The organism is Pseudomonas sp. NY15372 (assembly GCF_048068215.1).
Classification (GTDB): Bacteria; Pseudomonadota; Gammaproteobacteria; order Pseudomonadales; family Pseudomonadaceae; genus Aquipseudomonas; species Aquipseudomonas guariconensis_A.
In genome coordinates this window covers 22,607-37,682 of sequence record NZ_JBLUPY010000013.1, presented here as the reverse complement: position 1 = coordinate 37,682, position 15,076 = coordinate 22,607, and the positions used below count along the sequence as shown (strand labels likewise).

14 protein-coding genes and 1 pseudogene are annotated in these 15,076 nt (G+C 63.8%); 8 read left to right on the top strand and 7 right to left on the bottom strand.

What is annotated here, in order from left to right:
- Entirely contained in the window at positions 1-1,437 is a 1,437-nt protein-coding gene (locus tag ACNFG0_RS12195) for a cytochrome ubiquinol oxidase subunit I (RefSeq protein ID WP_196143787.1), read from the bottom strand.
- 342 nt (positions 1,438-1,779) lie between these two features.
- Here ACNFG0_RS12195 and ACNFG0_RS12190 point away from each other — a divergent pair, with 342 nt between their 5' ends.
- From ACNFG0_RS12190 to ACNFG0_RS12165, 6 genes and pseudogenes are all read left to right on the top strand, one after another.
- Positions 1,780-3,000, top strand: a complete 1,221-nt coding sequence (locus ACNFG0_RS12190) for an MFS transporter (RefSeq protein ID WP_416765001.1) — start codon at positions 1,780-1,782, stop codon at positions 2,998-3,000.
- Between the two features lie 368 nt (positions 3,001-3,368).
- Complete coding sequence (locus ACNFG0_RS12185) at positions 3,369-4,664, top strand: NCS2 family permease (protein ID WP_196143789.1); 1,296 nt, start codon at positions 3,369-3,371, stop codon at positions 4,662-4,664.
- The gene (gene trmA / locus ACNFG0_RS12180; RefSeq protein WP_416764999.1) at positions 4,661-5,746 is read left to right on the top strand and encodes a tRNA (uridine(54)-C5)-methyltransferase TrmA; all 1,086 of its coding nucleotides are present in this window, start codon (positions 4,661-4,663) and stop codon (positions 5,744-5,746) included. Before ACNFG0_RS12185 ends, trmA begins: the two co-directional genes overlap by 4 nt.
- A 134-nt stretch (positions 5,747-5,880) precedes the next feature.
- Positions 5,881-6,771 (top strand): neutral zinc metallopeptidase, encoded by an 891-nt coding sequence (locus ACNFG0_RS12175; RefSeq protein ID WP_196143791.1) that lies wholly within the window; start codon positions 5,881-5,883, stop codon positions 6,769-6,771.
- A 191-nt stretch (positions 6,772-6,962) separates the two neighbouring features.
- A pseudogene (locus ACNFG0_RS12170) lies at positions 6,963-8,027 on the top strand (methyl-accepting chemotaxis protein); the annotation flags it as partial.
- On the top strand, positions 8,019-8,882 hold the full coding sequence (locus tag ACNFG0_RS12165) for a methyl-accepting chemotaxis protein (RefSeq protein WP_416765052.1): 864 nt from the start codon (positions 8,019-8,021) through the stop codon (positions 8,880-8,882). The pseudogene ACNFG0_RS12170 and the gene ACNFG0_RS12165, both read left to right, overlap by 9 nt.
- A gap of 426 nt (positions 8,883-9,308) precedes the next feature.
- On the opposite strand, the gene ggt is transcribed toward ACNFG0_RS12165, so the two are convergent.
- From ggt to ACNFG0_RS12150, 3 genes are all read right to left on the bottom strand, one after another.
- Positions 9,309-10,976: a gamma-glutamyltransferase gene (gene ggt, locus ACNFG0_RS12160; RefSeq protein WP_416764997.1), complete on the bottom strand. Its 1,668-nt coding sequence runs from the start codon at positions 10,974-10,976 to the stop codon at positions 9,309-9,311.
- A gap of 118 nt (positions 10,977-11,094) precedes the next feature.
- On the bottom strand, positions 11,095-11,991 hold the full coding sequence (locus ACNFG0_RS12155) for a LysR family transcriptional regulator (RefSeq protein WP_196156291.1): 897 nt from the start codon (positions 11,989-11,991) through the stop codon (positions 11,095-11,097).
- Positions 11,992-12,166: 175 nt separating this feature from the next.
- Positions 12,167-12,757: an NAD(P)H-dependent oxidoreductase gene (locus ACNFG0_RS12150; RefSeq protein ID WP_196143795.1), complete on the bottom strand. Its 591-nt coding sequence runs from the start codon at positions 12,755-12,757 to the stop codon at positions 12,167-12,169.
- Positions 12,758-12,920: 163 nt separating this feature from the next.
- Between ACNFG0_RS12150 and ACNFG0_RS12145 the strand changes: the two genes are divergently transcribed.
- On the top strand, positions 12,921-13,235 hold the full coding sequence (locus ACNFG0_RS12145) for a putative quinol monooxygenase (protein WP_416764995.1): 315 nt from the start codon (positions 12,921-12,923) through the stop codon (positions 13,233-13,235).
- A gap of 60 nt (positions 13,236-13,295) precedes the next feature.
- On the opposite strand, the gene ACNFG0_RS12140 is transcribed toward ACNFG0_RS12145, so the two are convergent.
- From ACNFG0_RS12140 to ACNFG0_RS12130, 3 genes are all read right to left on the bottom strand, one after another.
- Positions 13,296-13,382: a DUF3077 domain-containing protein gene (locus ACNFG0_RS12140; RefSeq protein ID WP_416765050.1), complete on the bottom strand. Its 87-nt coding sequence runs from the start codon at positions 13,380-13,382 to the stop codon at positions 13,296-13,298.
- A gap of 224 nt (positions 13,383-13,606) precedes the next feature.
- Positions 13,607-14,014, bottom strand: coding sequence for a type II toxin-antitoxin system HicB family antitoxin (locus tag ACNFG0_RS12135; RefSeq protein ID WP_416764994.1), 408 nt, complete (start codon positions 14,012-14,014; stop codon positions 13,607-13,609).
- A 56-nt stretch (positions 14,015-14,070) separates the two neighbouring features.
- Positions 14,071-14,253, bottom strand: coding sequence for a type II toxin-antitoxin system HicA family toxin (locus ACNFG0_RS12130; RefSeq protein WP_196143798.1), 183 nt, complete (start codon positions 14,251-14,253; stop codon positions 14,071-14,073).
- Between the two features lie 214 nt (positions 14,254-14,467).
- On the opposite strand from ACNFG0_RS12130, the gene ACNFG0_RS12125 reads away from it, so the two are divergent.
- Positions 14,468-15,073, top strand: coding sequence for a CDP-alcohol phosphatidyltransferase family protein (locus tag ACNFG0_RS12125; protein ID WP_196156294.1), 606 nt, complete (start codon positions 14,468-14,470; stop codon positions 15,071-15,073).
- The last annotated feature ends 3 nt before the right edge of the window (positions 15,074-15,076 follow it).

Below are 15,076 nucleotides of genomic sequence, written 5' to 3'. Positions count from 1 at the left end.
TCAGTTCTCCTTGCTCAAGCTGGCGGAGTCGGCCTCATGGCCCTCATCGGCGGCGGACAACGGCCGTGCCGGCGTACGTTTCTGGCCAGGGCCGCCAGGGTTCTGCTCGTCGCCCTCGCCGGTCTTCGGCCCTTTGCGCACCAGGCGCAGCATGTAGCCAAGGCCAGTACCGAACAGGGCGAAGTAGACCACCACGAAAATCACCAAGGTCAGGCCGAGCTGGCCGTAGCTGTGGTTGGACACGCCATCGGCAGTGCGCATCAGGCCGTAGACCACCCACGGCTGGCGACCGATCTCGGTGGTGAACCAGCCGGCCAGCAGGGCGATCAACCCCGAGGGGCCCATCCACAGCGCGAAATGCAGGAACGGCCGCGAGCTGTACAAGGTGCCGCGCTTGCGCAGCCAGAGGCTCCAGAAGCCACAGACGATCATCAGCAGGCCCAGGCCGACCATGACCCGGAACGACCAGAACACGATGGTCGAATTGGGGCGGTCCTCCGGCGGGAACTCCTTCATCGCCGGTACCTGCTTATCCAGGCTGTGGGTCAGGATCAGGCTGCCCAAGGCCGGGATCTCGACCTTGAAGCGGGTGGTTTCGGCTTCCATGTCGGGAAGGCCGAACAGGATCAGCGGGGTCGATTCACCGGGGGTGTTTTCCCAGTGGCCTTCGATGGCCGCAATCTTCACCGGCTGGTGCTTGAGGGTGTTCAGGCCGTGGAAGTCTCCGATCACCGCCTGGATCGGCGCGACGATCAGCGCCATCCACATGGCCATCGACAGCATTTTGCGCACCGCCGGGTTATCGCGCCCGCGCAGTAAGTGCCAAGCCGCCGAAGCACCGACGAAGAAGGCCGTGGAGACGAACGCAGCGGTGGCCATGTGCATCAGGCGGAAGGGGAAGGACGGGTTGAAGATCACCGCCAACCAGTCCACCGGTACCACCCGGCCATCGATGATCTCGTGGCCCTGGGGGGTTTGCATCCAGCTGTTGGAGGCCAGGATCCAGAAGGTCGAGACCAGGGTACCGAGCGCCACCATCACCGTGGAGAAGAAGTGCAGCCCGCGGCCGACCCGGTTCCAGCCGAACAGCATCACGCCCAGGAAACCCGCCTCGAGGAAGAAGGCGGTGAGCACTTCATAGGTGAGCAAGGGGCCGGTGATGGCGCCTGCGAAGTCGGAGAAGCGGCTCCAGTTGGTGCCGAACTGGTAAGCCATGACCAGGCCCGAGACCACGCCCATGCCGAAGTTGACGGCGAAGATCTTCGACCAGAAGTGGTAGAGATCGCGGTAGACGTTGTTGTGGGTCCTCAGCCAGAGGCCTTCGAGGACGGCCAGGTAGCTCGCCAGGCCAATGGTGATGGCCGGGAACAGGATGTGAAAGGACACGGTAAATGCGAACTGGATTCGGGCGAGCTCCAAGGCCTCTAAACCGAACATAGTGCTTCCTCTTCAGGTAATCCGGCGTCCGGGCTCGTGACCTTGACGCCCACTGCCCCCACGGTTATCGAGTGCGGCGCGTTGGAATTGTTCTGTTCGATCGCAGGGATTGCGGCCAGTGGCCAGATCGTTGCACCTGGAACGATTGACCCAGGTCAACGAATGTTGGGAAGCATAGACCCGAATGGGCAGGTGAGCCGTGTGGTTGATTGCCGCGTGACGGGTTGTCCCACCGCCTTGCAGGGCACCGGGAAAAGTGCAGAAGCGGGCAAACAGCAACCATTTGTTACAAACAGATGATACCCTGCAACGCCTCTAGCGCGCCTAAGTCAAGGGTCACCGATGTCCGATTCCGCCGTGCAGTCGCTGCGTCACCACCGTCCGTTCCTGGCCTTCTGGCTGGCCCGGGTATTCACCGCCAGTGGCTTCCAGATGCTCACTGTGGCTATCGGCTGGCACCTCTATCAGTTGACCGGCAACGTGCTCGACCTGGGCCTGGTGGGGCTCGTGGAATTCGCCCCGCGGGTGCTGTTCATGCTGCACACCGGCCACGTCGCCGACCGCTACGACCGACGCCGCGTCGCCGCCTTGTGCCAAAGCCTGCAAGCACTGATCGCTCTGGCCCTGGCGCTGGGCAGCGCCTCCGACAACGTCAGCCGCGAACTGATCTTCGTCCTGGCCTTCCTGCTCGGTGCCACCCGCTCCTTCGAGATGCCGGCCACCCAGGCGCTGCTGCCCAACGTGGTGCCGCCTGAATTGTTCCCGCGGGCGGTGGCGGCTTCGGCATCGGCTACCCAGGCAGCGACCATCGTCGCCCCGGCGCTGGGCGGTTTGCTCTATGCCTTCGGCAGCATCTGGGTGTATGGCCCGACCGTGGCGCTGTATGCCATCGCCTGCCTGCTCACCCTGAGCCTCGATGCCCGCCAGCAAGTGGCCCAGCGCGGGCGTGCCAGCCTTGAGTCGCTGCTGGCCGGGATCCGCTTCATCCGCAGCCGCCCGGACATTTTCGGGGCGATTTCCCTGGACCTGTTCGCCGTGCTGCTGGGCGGCGCCACGGCGCTGCTGCCGGTGTTCGCCAAGGACATCCTGCTGACCGGCGCCTGGGGCCTGGGCCTGTTGCGCTCGGCACCGGCGGTGGGCGCGCTGCTGATGTCGCTGTGGCTGGCGCGCTTCCCGGTGGAGCGCAAGGTCGGCTTGACCATGTTCACTGCCGTCGGTGTGTTCGGCGTGGCCACCATCGCCTTCGGCTTGTCCACCTCGTTCTGGTTCTCCCTGGCGGTGCTGGTGGTGCTGGGTGCGGCGGACATGATCAGCATGGTCATCCGCGGGGCGTTCGTGCAGCTGGAGACGCCGGATGAGATGCGCGGCCGGGTCAGTGCGGTGAACGGCTTGTTCATCGGCGCCTCGAACCAGTTGGGCGAGTTCGAGTCGGGGGTGACGGCGCACTGGTTCGGCACGGTGCCGGCGGTGGTGTTGGGGGGTGTGGGTACGCTGGTGGTCACCGGGGTGTGGATGAGGTTGTTCCCGACCTTGGCCAAGCGCGACAAGTTGCACACGGGTTGATCCTGCCGGCCCAATCGCGGGACAAGCCCGCTCCCACAGAGACCGCACTGCTCTTCGGCTCTGCGCAGTACCTGTGGGAGCCGGCTTGCCGGCGATAGGGCCTATCCCGCAGCCATAGGCCCTTCCACAGGGACCGCACTGCTCTTCGGCTCTGCGCAGTACCTGTGGGAGCCGGCTTGCCGGCGATAGGCCAACGCAGACAACCGCATATCCTGCCCTATCCAGCAGCCATAGGCCCTCGCCATCCATGCTGGTATGATGCGCGGCTTTTTTCCGCCCCGCAGAAAACCACGGCAACCGGTACGGTCTGTGCTTTGCTGATTGGGGTCGATACATTCACGGCGCCGGGGGCGCCTTGGGGAGCGGGCATGCTGGACAGGCTGTTTCAACTAAGAGCACACAACACCAACGTGCGCACCGAGATTCTCGCGGGCGTCACCACCTTCCTGGCCATGGCCTACATCCTGTTCGTCAACCCGAGCATCCTCGGCGAGACCGGCATGGACAAGGGCGCGATCTTCGTCGCCACCTGCCTGGCCGCGGCCATCGGTTCGGTGACCATGGGCGTAATCGCCAACTACCCGATCGCCCTGGCGCCGGGCATGGGCTTGAACGCCTTCTTCACCTACACCGTGGTGCTGCACATGGGCCACACCTGGCAGGTGGCCCTGGGCGCGGTCTTCCTCTCGGCGGTGCTGTTCTTCCTGCTGTCGATCTTCCGCATCCGCGAATGGATCGTGAACAGCATCCCGCTGCCGCTGCGTTCGGCCATCGCCGCGGGTATCGGCCTGTTCCTGGCACTGATCGCCCTGCATAACGCCGGCATCGTCGTCGACAACCCGGCCACCCTGGTGGGCCTGGGCGACCTCAAGCAGCCAGCGCCGATCCTCGCCACTCTGGGGTTCTTCCTGATCGTGGCCCTGGAAGCGATGAAGGTCCGCGGCGCGGTGCTGATCGGTATTCTCGCCGTGACCCTGGCATCGATCCTGATGGGCGTCACGCCGTTCGCCGGGGTGGTATCGATGCCGCCTTCGCTGGCTCCGACCTTCCTGCAGCTGGACATCGCCGGCGCTCTGGATGTAGGCCTGATCAGCGTGATCTTCGCCTTCCTGTTCGTCGACCTGTTCGACAACTCCGGCACCCTGATCGGCGTGGCCAAGCGCGCCGGCCTGATGGGCAAGGACGGCCACATGCCTAAAATGGGCCGCGCCCTGATCGCCGACAGCACCGCAGCCATGGCGGGCTCGCTGCTGGGCACCTCCACCACCACCAGCTACATCGAGTCCGCCGCAGGCGTGAGCGCCGGTGGCCGCACGGGTCTGACCGCCATCGTCGTGGCGATCCTGTTCCTGCTGGCGTTGTTCTTCGCCCCGCTGGCCGGTAGCGTGCCGGCCTTCGCCACGGCGCCGGCACTGCTGTTCGTCGCGGTGCTGATGGCTTCGGGCCTGGCGGAAATAAACTGGGACGACGTCACCGAGGCTGCGCCGGTGGTGGTCACCGCCCTGGCCATGCCGCTGACCTACTCGATCGCCAATGGCATCGCCTTCGGCTTCATCACCTGGACCGCCATCAAGCTGATTTCCGGCCGCCGCGGCGACCTGAACCCGGCCCTGGTGATCCTTTCCATTCTGTTCGTCATCAAGCTGGGCTGGTTCAACGCATGAGTGCTGTCTTCGACCCTTCCGCCTATACCCCGCAGCTGGAGGCCAAGGCCGCCCGGCTGCGCGAGCTGCTGGCGCCCTTCGGCGCGCCGGAGCCGGCTGTCTTCGACTCGCCCCGCGAGCACTATCGCCTGCGCGCCGAATTCCGCCTGTGGCGTGAAGACGGCCAACGCCACTATGCGATGTTCGCCCCGGGTGAGAAGCACAAGGCGATCCTGATCGACGACTTCCCCATCGCCAGCCAGCGCATCAACGAACTGATGCCACGCCTGAAGGCCGCCTGGCAGGCCAGCGAGGAGCTGAGCAACCGCCTGTTCCAAGTGGAGTTCCTGACCACCCTGGCCGGCGATGCCATGGTCACGATGTGCTACCACCGCCTGCTGGACGACGCCTGGGAAGTGGCCGCACGCCAGCTGGCCGCAGACCTGGGCGTGAGCCTGGTCGGCCGCTCCAAGGGCAAGCGCCTGGTGATCGGCCGTGACTATGCCGTGGAAAAGCTGGAAGTGGCCGGCCGCGTGTTCAGCTACCGCCAGCCCGAAGGCGCATTCACCCAACCCAATGGCGCGGTGAACCAGAAGATGCTGAGCTGGGCCTTCGAGGCCCTCGGCCAGCGCGACGACGACCTGCTGGAGCTGTACTGCGGCAACGGCAACTTCACCCTGCCGCTGGCCACCCGCGTGCGCCAGGTGCTGGCGACCGAGATCAGCAAGACCTCGGTCAACGCCGCCCTGAGCAACCTTGACGAGAACGGTGTGGGCAACGTACGCCTGGTGCGCCTGTCGGCCGAGGAGCTGACCCAGGCGCTGAACGACGTGCGCCCGTTCCGCCGGCTGGAAGGGATCGACCTGAAAAGCTACGCGTTCGGCACCGTGTTCGTCGACCCGCCTCGGGCCGGGATGGACCCGGACACCTGCGAGCTGACCCGCAGGTTCGAGCGGATCCTGTACATCTCATGCAACCCCGAGACGCTGGCGGCGAACATCGCCCAGTTGCACGATACCCATCGCATCGAGCGATGCGCGTTGTTCGACCAGTTCCCGTACACCCATCACATGGAAAGCGGCGTCCTGCTGGTTCGCCGTTGAAGCGGGGGGCGCTATGCGCCCCTGTCGCGGCACGAGGCGGGGCGACTAACCGCAAAGCGGCCCCAAGCGCCTGACAGTTGCGCCCGCACTGGCTACTCTTGCTCCTCACGTTACAAGATCCCGGAGAACAGTACATGGAATGGCGAAAAGGCCGGCGTAGCGACAATGTGGTCGATGCCCGAGGCAGCGGCGGTGGCCCTGGCGGCATGCGCTTCGGGGGTGGCAAGGGCCTGGGGCTCGGTGCCATCCTGCTGATTGTCGGCATCGGCTGGATCACCGGGCAGGACCCCTTGCAGATCCTCGGCCAGCTCGCCGGGCAGATGGAGCAACAGCAGCAACAGGCGCCGGCCAGCGTGGGCGGCAAGGCCCCGCCCGCCAACGACGAACAGGCCGAGTTCGTCGCCTCGATCCTGGGCGACACCGAGGACACCTGGAAAGCCTTGTTCGCCCAGGGCGGCAAGCAATACCGCGACCCCAAGCTGGTGCTGTTCAGCGGCCAGGTGAACTCCGCCTGCGGCTTCGCTTCCTCGGCGGTCGGGCCCTTCTACTGCCCGGCCGACCAGCGAGTGTACCTGGACATGACTTTCTTCCGCGAAATGGAAACCCGCTTCGCCGCCGCTGGCGACTTCGCCCAGGCCTATGTGATCGCCCACGAGATCGGCCACCACGTGCAGACCCTGCTCGGCGTCTCGGCCAAGGTCGACGCGGCGCGACGCAGCGGCCAGCGCCTGGAAGGCGACAACGGCCTGCTGGTGCGCCAGGAACTGCAGGCCGACTGCCTGGCTGGCGTCTGGGCCTACCAGGCGCAGAAACGCCTGAACTGGCTGGAGCCGGGCGATGTGGAAGAAGCCCTCAACGCCGCCAACGCCATCGGCGACGACCGCCTGCAGCAGCAAGGCCAGGGCCGCGTGGTGCCGGACTCCTTCACCCATGGCACGTCCGAGCAACGGGTACGCTGGTTCAAGGCTGGGTTTTCCAGTGGCGATGTGAACCGCTGCGACACCTTCGGCGCGCGTAGCCTGTGAAACAGGGCCGCGTCGCGGCCCCACCCTCTGCAAAACGCAAACGTTTTCAACAGGTTAAAAATCCGCTGAAAAAGCGTTTCAGCTTCATCCCCGCCTGCCGATAACCCCCACAGGAATCAGCGGGCGCCGATAACAACAATGCCCAGCGATTGGAGATCAAGCGAGCGAAATCAATTTCTGGAGAGCGTGCCATGAACGGCTGGTTTGCCAATATCAGCGTCAACCTCAAACTCGGCCTGGGCTTCGGCCTGGTCCTGCTTCTGACCGGCCTTCTGGCTCTGACCGGCTGGACCAGCCTGGGCAGCCTGATCGACCGCAGCAACTGGATGAGCGACATCACCAAGCTCAACAGTGACCTGACCAACCTGCGCGTGGCGCGCCTGCAATACATGCTGACCAATGGCGACGACACCTCGGCAGCCAACGTGCTGGCCAAGCTCGATGCCTTCGGCGCCCAACAGCAGCACCTGGTCAATACTTTCAAGAGCCCGGAAAACCTCAAGCTGCTGCGTGAGCAGGGCCAGACCATCAGCGAATACCGCGTCTCGCTGGATAAGATGCGCAAAGGCTACAACGCCAGCCTCGCCGCCCGCGACGCCATGGGCAAGGCAGCTGCCCAGGCCAACGAGCCGATCGAGGCGATCAGCCGCGACGTGCTCGCCAGCACCGACAGCGACAGTACCCGCCTGGCCCAGTACCAATTGGTCAGCAAGGCCAAGCAGACCCTGGCCCAGGTGCGCCTGGACGTGCGCAGCTACATCGCCGACCAGAGCGCCGACGCCGAGCAGGCCGCCCTACGCCAACTCGATAGTGCCCTTGCCGAAATCGACGGCCTCAAGCGTGAGCTGCCCAACGATGCAACCCGCGTGCAGCAGTTCGAGAGCGGCCTGCAGGCCTACCGCGCCGCCGTCGCCCAGTTCCGCGATGCGCTGGCCCAAATCGCCGTAGCCCGCGCGGAGATGACCGTGCAAGGCGCTGACATCGTCAAGCGCAGTGACCAGCTGTACCAGATCCAGCTCGACCGTCGCGACCAGGAAAGCCTCCAGGCCCGCAGCCTGCAGACCATCGCGACCCTCCTGGCCCTGCTGGTCGGTGTGCTGGCTGCCTTCCTCATCACCCGCCAGATCACCCGCCCGCTGCGCGAAACCCTGGACGCGGTGGAAAAGATCGCCAGCGGCGACCTCACCCAGGACCTGCGCGTCACCCGTCGCGACGAGCTGGGCGTCCTGCAGCAGGGCATCGCCCGCATGGGGGCCACCCTGCGCGAGTTGATCACCGGCATTCGCGATGGCGTCACCCAGATCGCCAGCGCCGCCGAACAGCTCTCGGCCGTCACCGAGCAGACCAGCGCCGGCGCCAACAGTCAGAAGGTCGAGACCGACCAGGTGGCCACTGCCATGCACGAAATGGCCGCTACCGTGCAGGAAGTGGCCCGCAATGCCGAGCAGGCTTCCCATGCCGCGACCGGTGCAGACGACGAAGCTCGCGCGGGTGACCGCGTGGTGGGCGAGGCCATCAGCCAGATCGAACGCCTGGCCGAGGAAGTGCATCGCTCCACCGAGGCCATGAGCCTGCTGCAGCAGGAAAGCCAGAAGATCGGCAGCGTCATGGACGTGATCAAGTCGGTGGCCGAGCAGACCAACCTGCTGGCACTCAATGCCGCCATCGAAGCCGCCCGAGCCGGTGAAGCCGGCCGTGGTTTCGCCGTGGTCGCCGACGAAGTACGCGGCCTGGCGCAGCGCACCCAGCAGTCCACCGAAGAAATCGAAGGCCTGGTTGCCAGCCTGCAGAACGGCACCCAGCAGGTCGCCGACGTCATGAACGGCAGCCGCAGCCTGACCGACAGCAGCGTCGAGCTGGCGCGCAAGGCTGGCGCCTCGCTGGACAATATCACCCGCACCGTGTCGAATATTCAGTCGATGAACCAGCAGATCGCCGCGGCAGCCGAAGAGCAGAGCGCAGTGGCCGAGGAGATCAGCCGCAGCATCCTGAACGTGCGGGATGTGTCGGAGCAGACAGCGACGGCCAGTGACGAGACGGCAGCGTCCAGTGTGGAGCTGGCGCGGTTGGGTGGGCATTTGCAGACGCTGGTGAGCAAGTTCCGCGTCTGACTGTCTTGGGGCTGCTTGGCAGCCCTTTCGCGGCGCAAGGCCGCTCCCACAGAGGGTCAGCACTAGCCGTTTGTGCTTTGCGCGACAGCGCAGCCCAAAGGGCTGGGTGATCTCCCGCAACAAGCGTACACAGGGCCTGTGGGAGCCGGCTTGCCGGCGATGGGCCAGAACGGGCAACAGCATCATGAATCCTGAGCGAGCAGGGCTGGTTGAGTGCATGGTGATTACCCACACCGGGATGTGATCTGGCTTTGGGTAAAGGGTTGTCTTCATCGCCGGCAAGCCGGCTCCCACAGGGTGTGGTTGGCGCGGCACCAGTGGGAGTCGGCTTGCCCACAACCATAGAATCTCCTACAGGCACAGCGCAATCCCCTGTAGGAGCGGCCTTGCGCCGCGAAAGGGCCGCAACGCGGCCCCTCTTACCCATTACTTGACGATCATCCCCACACCCCGCCCACGCGGGTCAGAGGCGGTCTCCAGCTTCTCCCCGGTCACCCGGATCGCCTGGATATCGCCCATCTCCCAGCCCTGGTCCTCCAGCACATAGCCCATCTTCTTCAGCTCATCGGCCACCTTGCCGGTCAGCGGCGCATAGCTGTCGAAATAGATCGTGTCCTTGGGCAGCAACTGGTGATGCACCCGCTGCGCCGCCACCGCCTTCTCCAGCGGCATGCCATAGTCGTACAGGTTGTTCATCACCTGGAAGATCGAGGTGAAAATCCGCGAGCCACCCGGCGTGCCGAGTACCAGCGCCACCTTGCCGTCACGGGTGACCAGGCTGGGGCTCATGGACGAGAGCATGCGCTTGCCCGGCTCGATGGCGTTGGCATCGCCGCCCACCACGCCAAAGGCATTGGCGGCGCCGGGCTTGGCGCTGAAGTCGTCCATTTCGTCGTTGAGCAGGAAGCCCGCGCCCTTGACCACCACGCCGCTGCCGTAGTCCAGGTTGAGGGTGTAGGTATTGCTCACCGCATTGCCTTGCTTGTCGACGATGGAGAAGTGCGTGGTCTGGTGCGGCTCCAAGCCCGGCTTCACATCCTCGGTTTTGGAAATGGCGTTCGGGTTCACCTGGGCCGCGCGCTTGGCCAGGTAGTCTTTGGCGACCAGTTTGTCGACCGGTACCTGGGTGAACGCGGGGTCGCCAAGGTAGTCGGCGCGGTCAGCGAATACCCGTTTCTCGATTTCGGACAACAAATGGATGTACTTGGCCGAATTGTGTTCCACACCTTTGAAGTCTGCCGCGCGCGCTTCCTTGATACCCAGCAGCTGGGCCAAGGCCACACCGCCAGAGCTCGGCGGCGGTGCGGTATAGACCATGTTGCCGCGCCAGCTGATCGCCATCGGCTCGCGCCATACGGCCTTGTAGTCCTTGAGGTCGGCCTTGGTGATCAGGCCCTTGTCGGCCTGCATCTGCGCCACCAGCAGGTCGGCGGTCTTGCCTTGATAGAACTCGCTCACACCCTTGTCGGCGATACGTTCCAGGGTCTGGGCCAGCTCGGGTTGCCTGAACAGCTCGCCCACCTTCATGGTGCCGAAGTAGTCGTTGAAGTTGGTGGCGGTCTTGAACAGGCCCTGGGCATCGTTGCGGTACTGGTACTGTTTCTCGGCGACCTTGAAACCGTTCTTGGCATAACCGATGGCCGGGGTCAGCAACTCGCTCCAAGGCAGCTTGCCGAACTTCTGGTGCGCCTCCCACAGGCCCATCACCGTGCCCGGCACACCGGCCGCACGCACGCCGACCAGGCTCAGGTTCTCGATCACCTCGCCTTTTTCGTTCAGGTACATGTTACGGGTCGCGGCTTTGGGCGCCACCTCGCGGTAGTCGAGGAAGTACGGCTTGCCATCGACGAACAAAGTCATGAAGCCTCCCCCGCCGATGTTGCCCGCTTCGGGGTAGGTCACGGCCAGGGTGAAGGCCGTGGCCACCGCGGCATCCACGGCGTTGCCGCCTTTCTTGAGGATATCGGCGGCCACCTGTGCGCCATATTGATCAGGCGCAGCGACGGCGCTTCCTTCCAACGGCGCCGCAAACACGGACGAACAGCTCAGAATCGCGGCCCCGAGGGCCATGGACTGGAACATGACGATACGCATGCGCACTTCCTTGGTGTTGTTTTTGTTGATCAGTCATTAAGGCCGAAGCGCTTCGACTACGCAAACACCGTAGGAAATTTCTGCCGCCTATGCACAGCGCCTGTCGTGTTCAGGCAACTCAGCAGGCGTACATCGCCAGCTTCTGCTGGATGAAATCCAGGAAGCACTGGATGCGCAGGGCCAACTGGGTATTGCGGTAATACACCGCATGGATCGGCTGGCGATAACCGTTGTTGAAGTCGCCCAGCACCACCTGCAGGCGGCCGGTGCGGATGTCTTCATGGCTCATGAAGTGCGACAGGCTGACGATACCCTCGCCGGCCAGCGCCAACTGGCGCAGGGTCTCGCCGCTGGAGGCGATCAGGCTGGGTCGGATCTGCCAATGGTCGCCCTGGGCATGGCGCAACGGCCAGCGGTTGAGCGACTCCGGCTGGCTGAAACCGAGCAGGCAATGCTCGTTGAGCGCCTCGACCGTTTTCGGCGTGCCGTGGCGTGCCAAGTAGTTGGGGCTGGCCAGCACCTGGATCGGGCTGCAGCCGAGCGAACGCGCGTGCAGGCTGGAGTCGGCCAGCTCGCCGATGCGGATGGCCACGTCGGTGCTCTGTTCCAGCAGGTCGATGATCAGGTCGTCGGTGTTCAGTTCCAGCTCGATGCCGGGGTATTGGCGGCGGAACTCGCCGATCCACGGCAGGATAGCGTGCAGCATGAACGGCGCCGCGGCGTTGATGCGCAGGCGCCCGGAAGGCGTCTGGTTGTGCATGGACAGATGCTCTTCCATATCGTCCATCTGCTCGAGGATGCGCCGCGAGCGTTCGAGGAAGAAGCGCCCCTCCTCGGTCAGGTCCATGCGCCGGGTGGTGCGGTTGACCAGCGTGGTACCGAGCTTGGTTTCCAGCCGCGACAGCGTACGGCTGACCGCCGAGGGGGTCTGGCCCATCTGTTCGGCGGCCGCGGAGATCGAGCCGCAGTCGATCACGGCGACGAATACCTGGAGTTCTTCGGAGCGGGTTTTCACACGGCAGGCCTTGAGTGGAAGTAGCCTTGATAGATAGCGGGTGAAACGGATCGGTGCAAGGGGGCCACGTCGCGGCCCAATCGCTGGCAAGCCAGCTCCCACAGGCACAGTGCTGTCTCAAGGCTGGCGCACAACCTGTGGGAGCCGGCTTGCCGGCGATGGAGCCCCGGCAACATCATTGAGCCTTGCCGAACACTCGATCCAGGTGCGCCTCGTAGGCTGCCAGCGCCGCCGGTACATCCGGGCGCTTCATCACGTCCACCGCGAGGAAGGTCGGCAGGCCGGTCATGCCCAGGAACTGGTTGGCCTTGTGGAATGGGAAGTACACCGCATCCACGCCCTTGCCCTCGAAGAAGTCGCTCGGGTCGTCGAAGGCCTGCTGTGGAGCATTCCAGGTCAACGAGAGCATGTACTGCTTGCCCTGGATCAGGCCGCCACTGCCGTACTTCTGCGAGGCGTCGGAGCGGGTGCGACCATCGTTGGCGTACAAGCTGCCGTGGCCTGCGGTGAAGACTTCGTCGACGTACTGCTTGACGGTCCAGGGCGCGCCCATCCACCAGCCGGGCATCTGCCAGACCACCACATCGGCCCAGAGGAATTTCTCGACTTCTTCCTGGACGTCGTAGCCGCCGTCGATGAAAGTCTGCTTCACATCGAAGCCGGCGCGGTCCAGGTGGGCCAGGGCAGCTTCATGCAGGGTCTCGTTCAGGCGACCATCGGAGTGGGCGAAGCGTTTGCCGCCGTTGAGCAGGAGAATCTTTTTCATGGTGGGCCTCGTGGGCAGGTCAAATGGATGGCGGCAGATTAGGCAGGCGAGGGCCAGAGAAAAAGCGGCTCGATCGCAAAATACATTTGCGCGAAGGTCACGAATCAAAAACATATTGTTGCTTTAAAATGCGCACATCTTCCCTGCCCCCGAGGCCCTGCACATGACCGAGCAATACGCCTTCATCCTCAAAGCCAAGACCCGCCCGGAAAAGGCCGAAGCCTTCGAGCAGCTGTTCCGCGCCTATGTCGAGCCCAGCCGCCGAGAGCCAGGTTGCATCGAATACCACATGCTGCGCGACAAGGAAGACCCAAGCCTGTTCGTGTTCTACGAGGTTTGGGCCAGCAAGGCCGACCTGGACGTGCATTCGGCCCTGCCGCACATGCGCGAGTTCTTCGAGCAGCGTATGGATTACCTGGAGCGGGATTTCGATATCCAAATGATCGAAATGCTCAGCCCGGCTTCGGCGGGGCGCTGATCCAACCGCTTCGCTGCCTGTTCGATCGAGCGCCGCGCGATCGCACAGGCAGCGCTCAGCTCAAGATCCGTTCACCTTGAGCCCCTCTGCAGCGTCATCCATCAATGCCTTGGCCATGCCGCTGAGGTAATGGGCCGCCCACATCAGGTTGCTGCCCCCCCTGCTCCGTATGGGAGATCGCCCAGCCCTGTCCCCCTGTGGGAGCGGGCTTGTCCCGCGATCAAGGGCGAAGCCTTTGCCAGGCGAGGGTAATACCGGCCCAGCCTAATCGCGGGAAAAGCCGGATCGCCGCACCATCACCTATAAAAAAGCCCTTAAAAATCAAATAGTTACTTGTTATTCGATGCGAGCTACAAAGCAGCCCTACCTCACTAATGCGCCGCGGCCAATTCACGCAACGCGGCCGAGGCCAGGAAGCCGGAGCGAGACGCATATCGATGATCACGTTTCACTTTCTCATCAATGCGCTGCAACAGGTTCTCTGGCAGCGTGGCGTTGAACCGCACCGCCTTACCCAGATAGGGCGTCACATCAAAATCCACGACCGCCCATATCCCTCCGGCGTAATCAGGATTCGCGACATGAACATCGACTTCTTGCGCTTGTGGCAGTGCCTCGCCATCCGCCACCAGCCCTTCGAAGTGCAACGCCAGGGCCTCCTGAACATTCTCCAGGGCTTGAGCAACGCTGGCACCGGCGGAGAAACAGCCAGGTACATCGGGCACGATGACGCCGTAGTCCGAATCAACGTCTTTGTGCAATACGACTGGGAACTTCATCGACTATCTCCATAGAGGTTCGAGGTGGTAAATCTGCTCGGGCAGCTCGACAGATCCTATTTCAGGCCCGCTTGTTTCAAGATGTTATGCACCGTGCCCTTTGGCAGATCACTTTTAGGATGGGGAACCGTAACCCTTCCTCGCTTTATGGGATGCCTAAACTGATGATGGCTTCCTTTCACCTCCACCTCATACCACCCATCCGCTTCGATGAGCTGGATCACGTCCCTACTGCGCATTCACCCTTCCTTCGGCAGTTGATGTGTATGGTACACATCAGTATTGGCAAAAACAAAATTCAATACACACCATACACACACAAGACGACAAGCGGACACCTAGCCCTTTTGAATAAGCCTCATCCGAGTCACATGTAGGACATTTGCCGCTTGCAGCCAGCCGGATTCTGTCCCCACAATCTCCGCCATGTCGCGTTATGAAAGGGAGTTCACCGTGCCATCCATCTACCAGCTCAAACCCCGTTTCCAGGCCCTGCTGCGCCCTGCGGTAAAGCGCCTGTACGAGCGTGGTGTCACCGCCAACCAAGTCACCGTCGCCGCCGCGCTGGTGTCGGTGCTGCTGGGTCTGTTGCTGGCCTGGCAGAGCCCTGTGAGCGGGCTGTTCCTGCTGATCCCGCTGTGGATGCTCGTGCGCATGGCGCTCAATGCCGTCGATGGCATGCTGGCCCGGGAGTTCGGCCAGCAATCCAGGCTCGGCGCCTACCTCAATGAACTGTGCGACGTGGTCGCCGATGCGGCGCTGTATCTGCCGTTCGCGTTGTTGCCAGGCGTGTCGCCGGTGCTGGTGGTGCTAGTGGTATTGAGCGCGGTGATCAGCGAGTACGCCGGGGTGATGGGCCCGCTGGTGGGCGCTTCGCGGCGCTATGACGGGCCCATGGGCAAGAGCGACCGGGCGTTCGCCTTCGGCGTGCTGGGTGCCGGGGTCGGGTTCGGGGTGCTGGGCGCCGCATGGATCGACGGTTTGCTGCTGGTCATCCTGGCACTCTCGCTCTATACCCTCTACAACCGGGTTCGCAACGGCCTGACCGAAGCCCGTTGACTC

Coding starts and splice junctions, on each gene's coding strand:
- ggt (WP_416764997.1), bottom strand. CDS start 10,976: ATGCGTATCGTCATGTTCCAGTCCATGGCCCTCGGGGCCGCGATTCTG.
- ACNFG0_RS12130 (WP_196143798.1), bottom strand. CDS start 14,253: ATGCGCAGTAGGGACGTGATCCAGCTCATCGAAGCGGATGGGTGGTAT.
- ACNFG0_RS12150 (WP_196143795.1), bottom strand. CDS start 12,757: ATGAAAAAGATTCTCCTGCTCAACGGCGGCAAACGCTTCGCCCACTCC.
- ACNFG0_RS12165 (WP_416765052.1), top strand. CDS start 8,019: ATGGGGGCCACCCTGCGCGAGTTGATCACCGGCATTCGCGATGGCGTC.
- ACNFG0_RS12145 (WP_416764995.1), top strand. CDS start 12,921: ATGACCGAGCAATACGCCTTCATCCTCAAAGCCAAGACCCGCCCGGAA.
- trmA (WP_416764999.1), top strand. CDS start 4,661: ATGAGTGCTGTCTTCGACCCTTCCGCCTATACCCCGCAGCTGGAGGCC.
- ACNFG0_RS12175 (WP_196143791.1), top strand. CDS start 5,881: ATGGAATGGCGAAAAGGCCGGCGTAGCGACAATGTGGTCGATGCCCGA.
- ACNFG0_RS12195 (WP_196143787.1), bottom strand. CDS start 1,437: ATGTTCGGTTTAGAGGCCTTGGAGCTCGCCCGAATCCAGTTCGCATTT.
- ACNFG0_RS12185 (WP_196143789.1), top strand. CDS start 3,369: ATGCTGGACAGGCTGTTTCAACTAAGAGCACACAACACCAACGTGCGC.
- ACNFG0_RS12135 (WP_416764994.1), bottom strand. CDS start 14,014: ATGAAGTTCCCAGTCGTATTGCACAAAGACGTTGATTCGGACTACGGC.
- ACNFG0_RS12190 (WP_416765001.1), top strand. CDS start 1,780: ATGTCCGATTCCGCCGTGCAGTCGCTGCGTCACCACCGTCCGTTCCTG.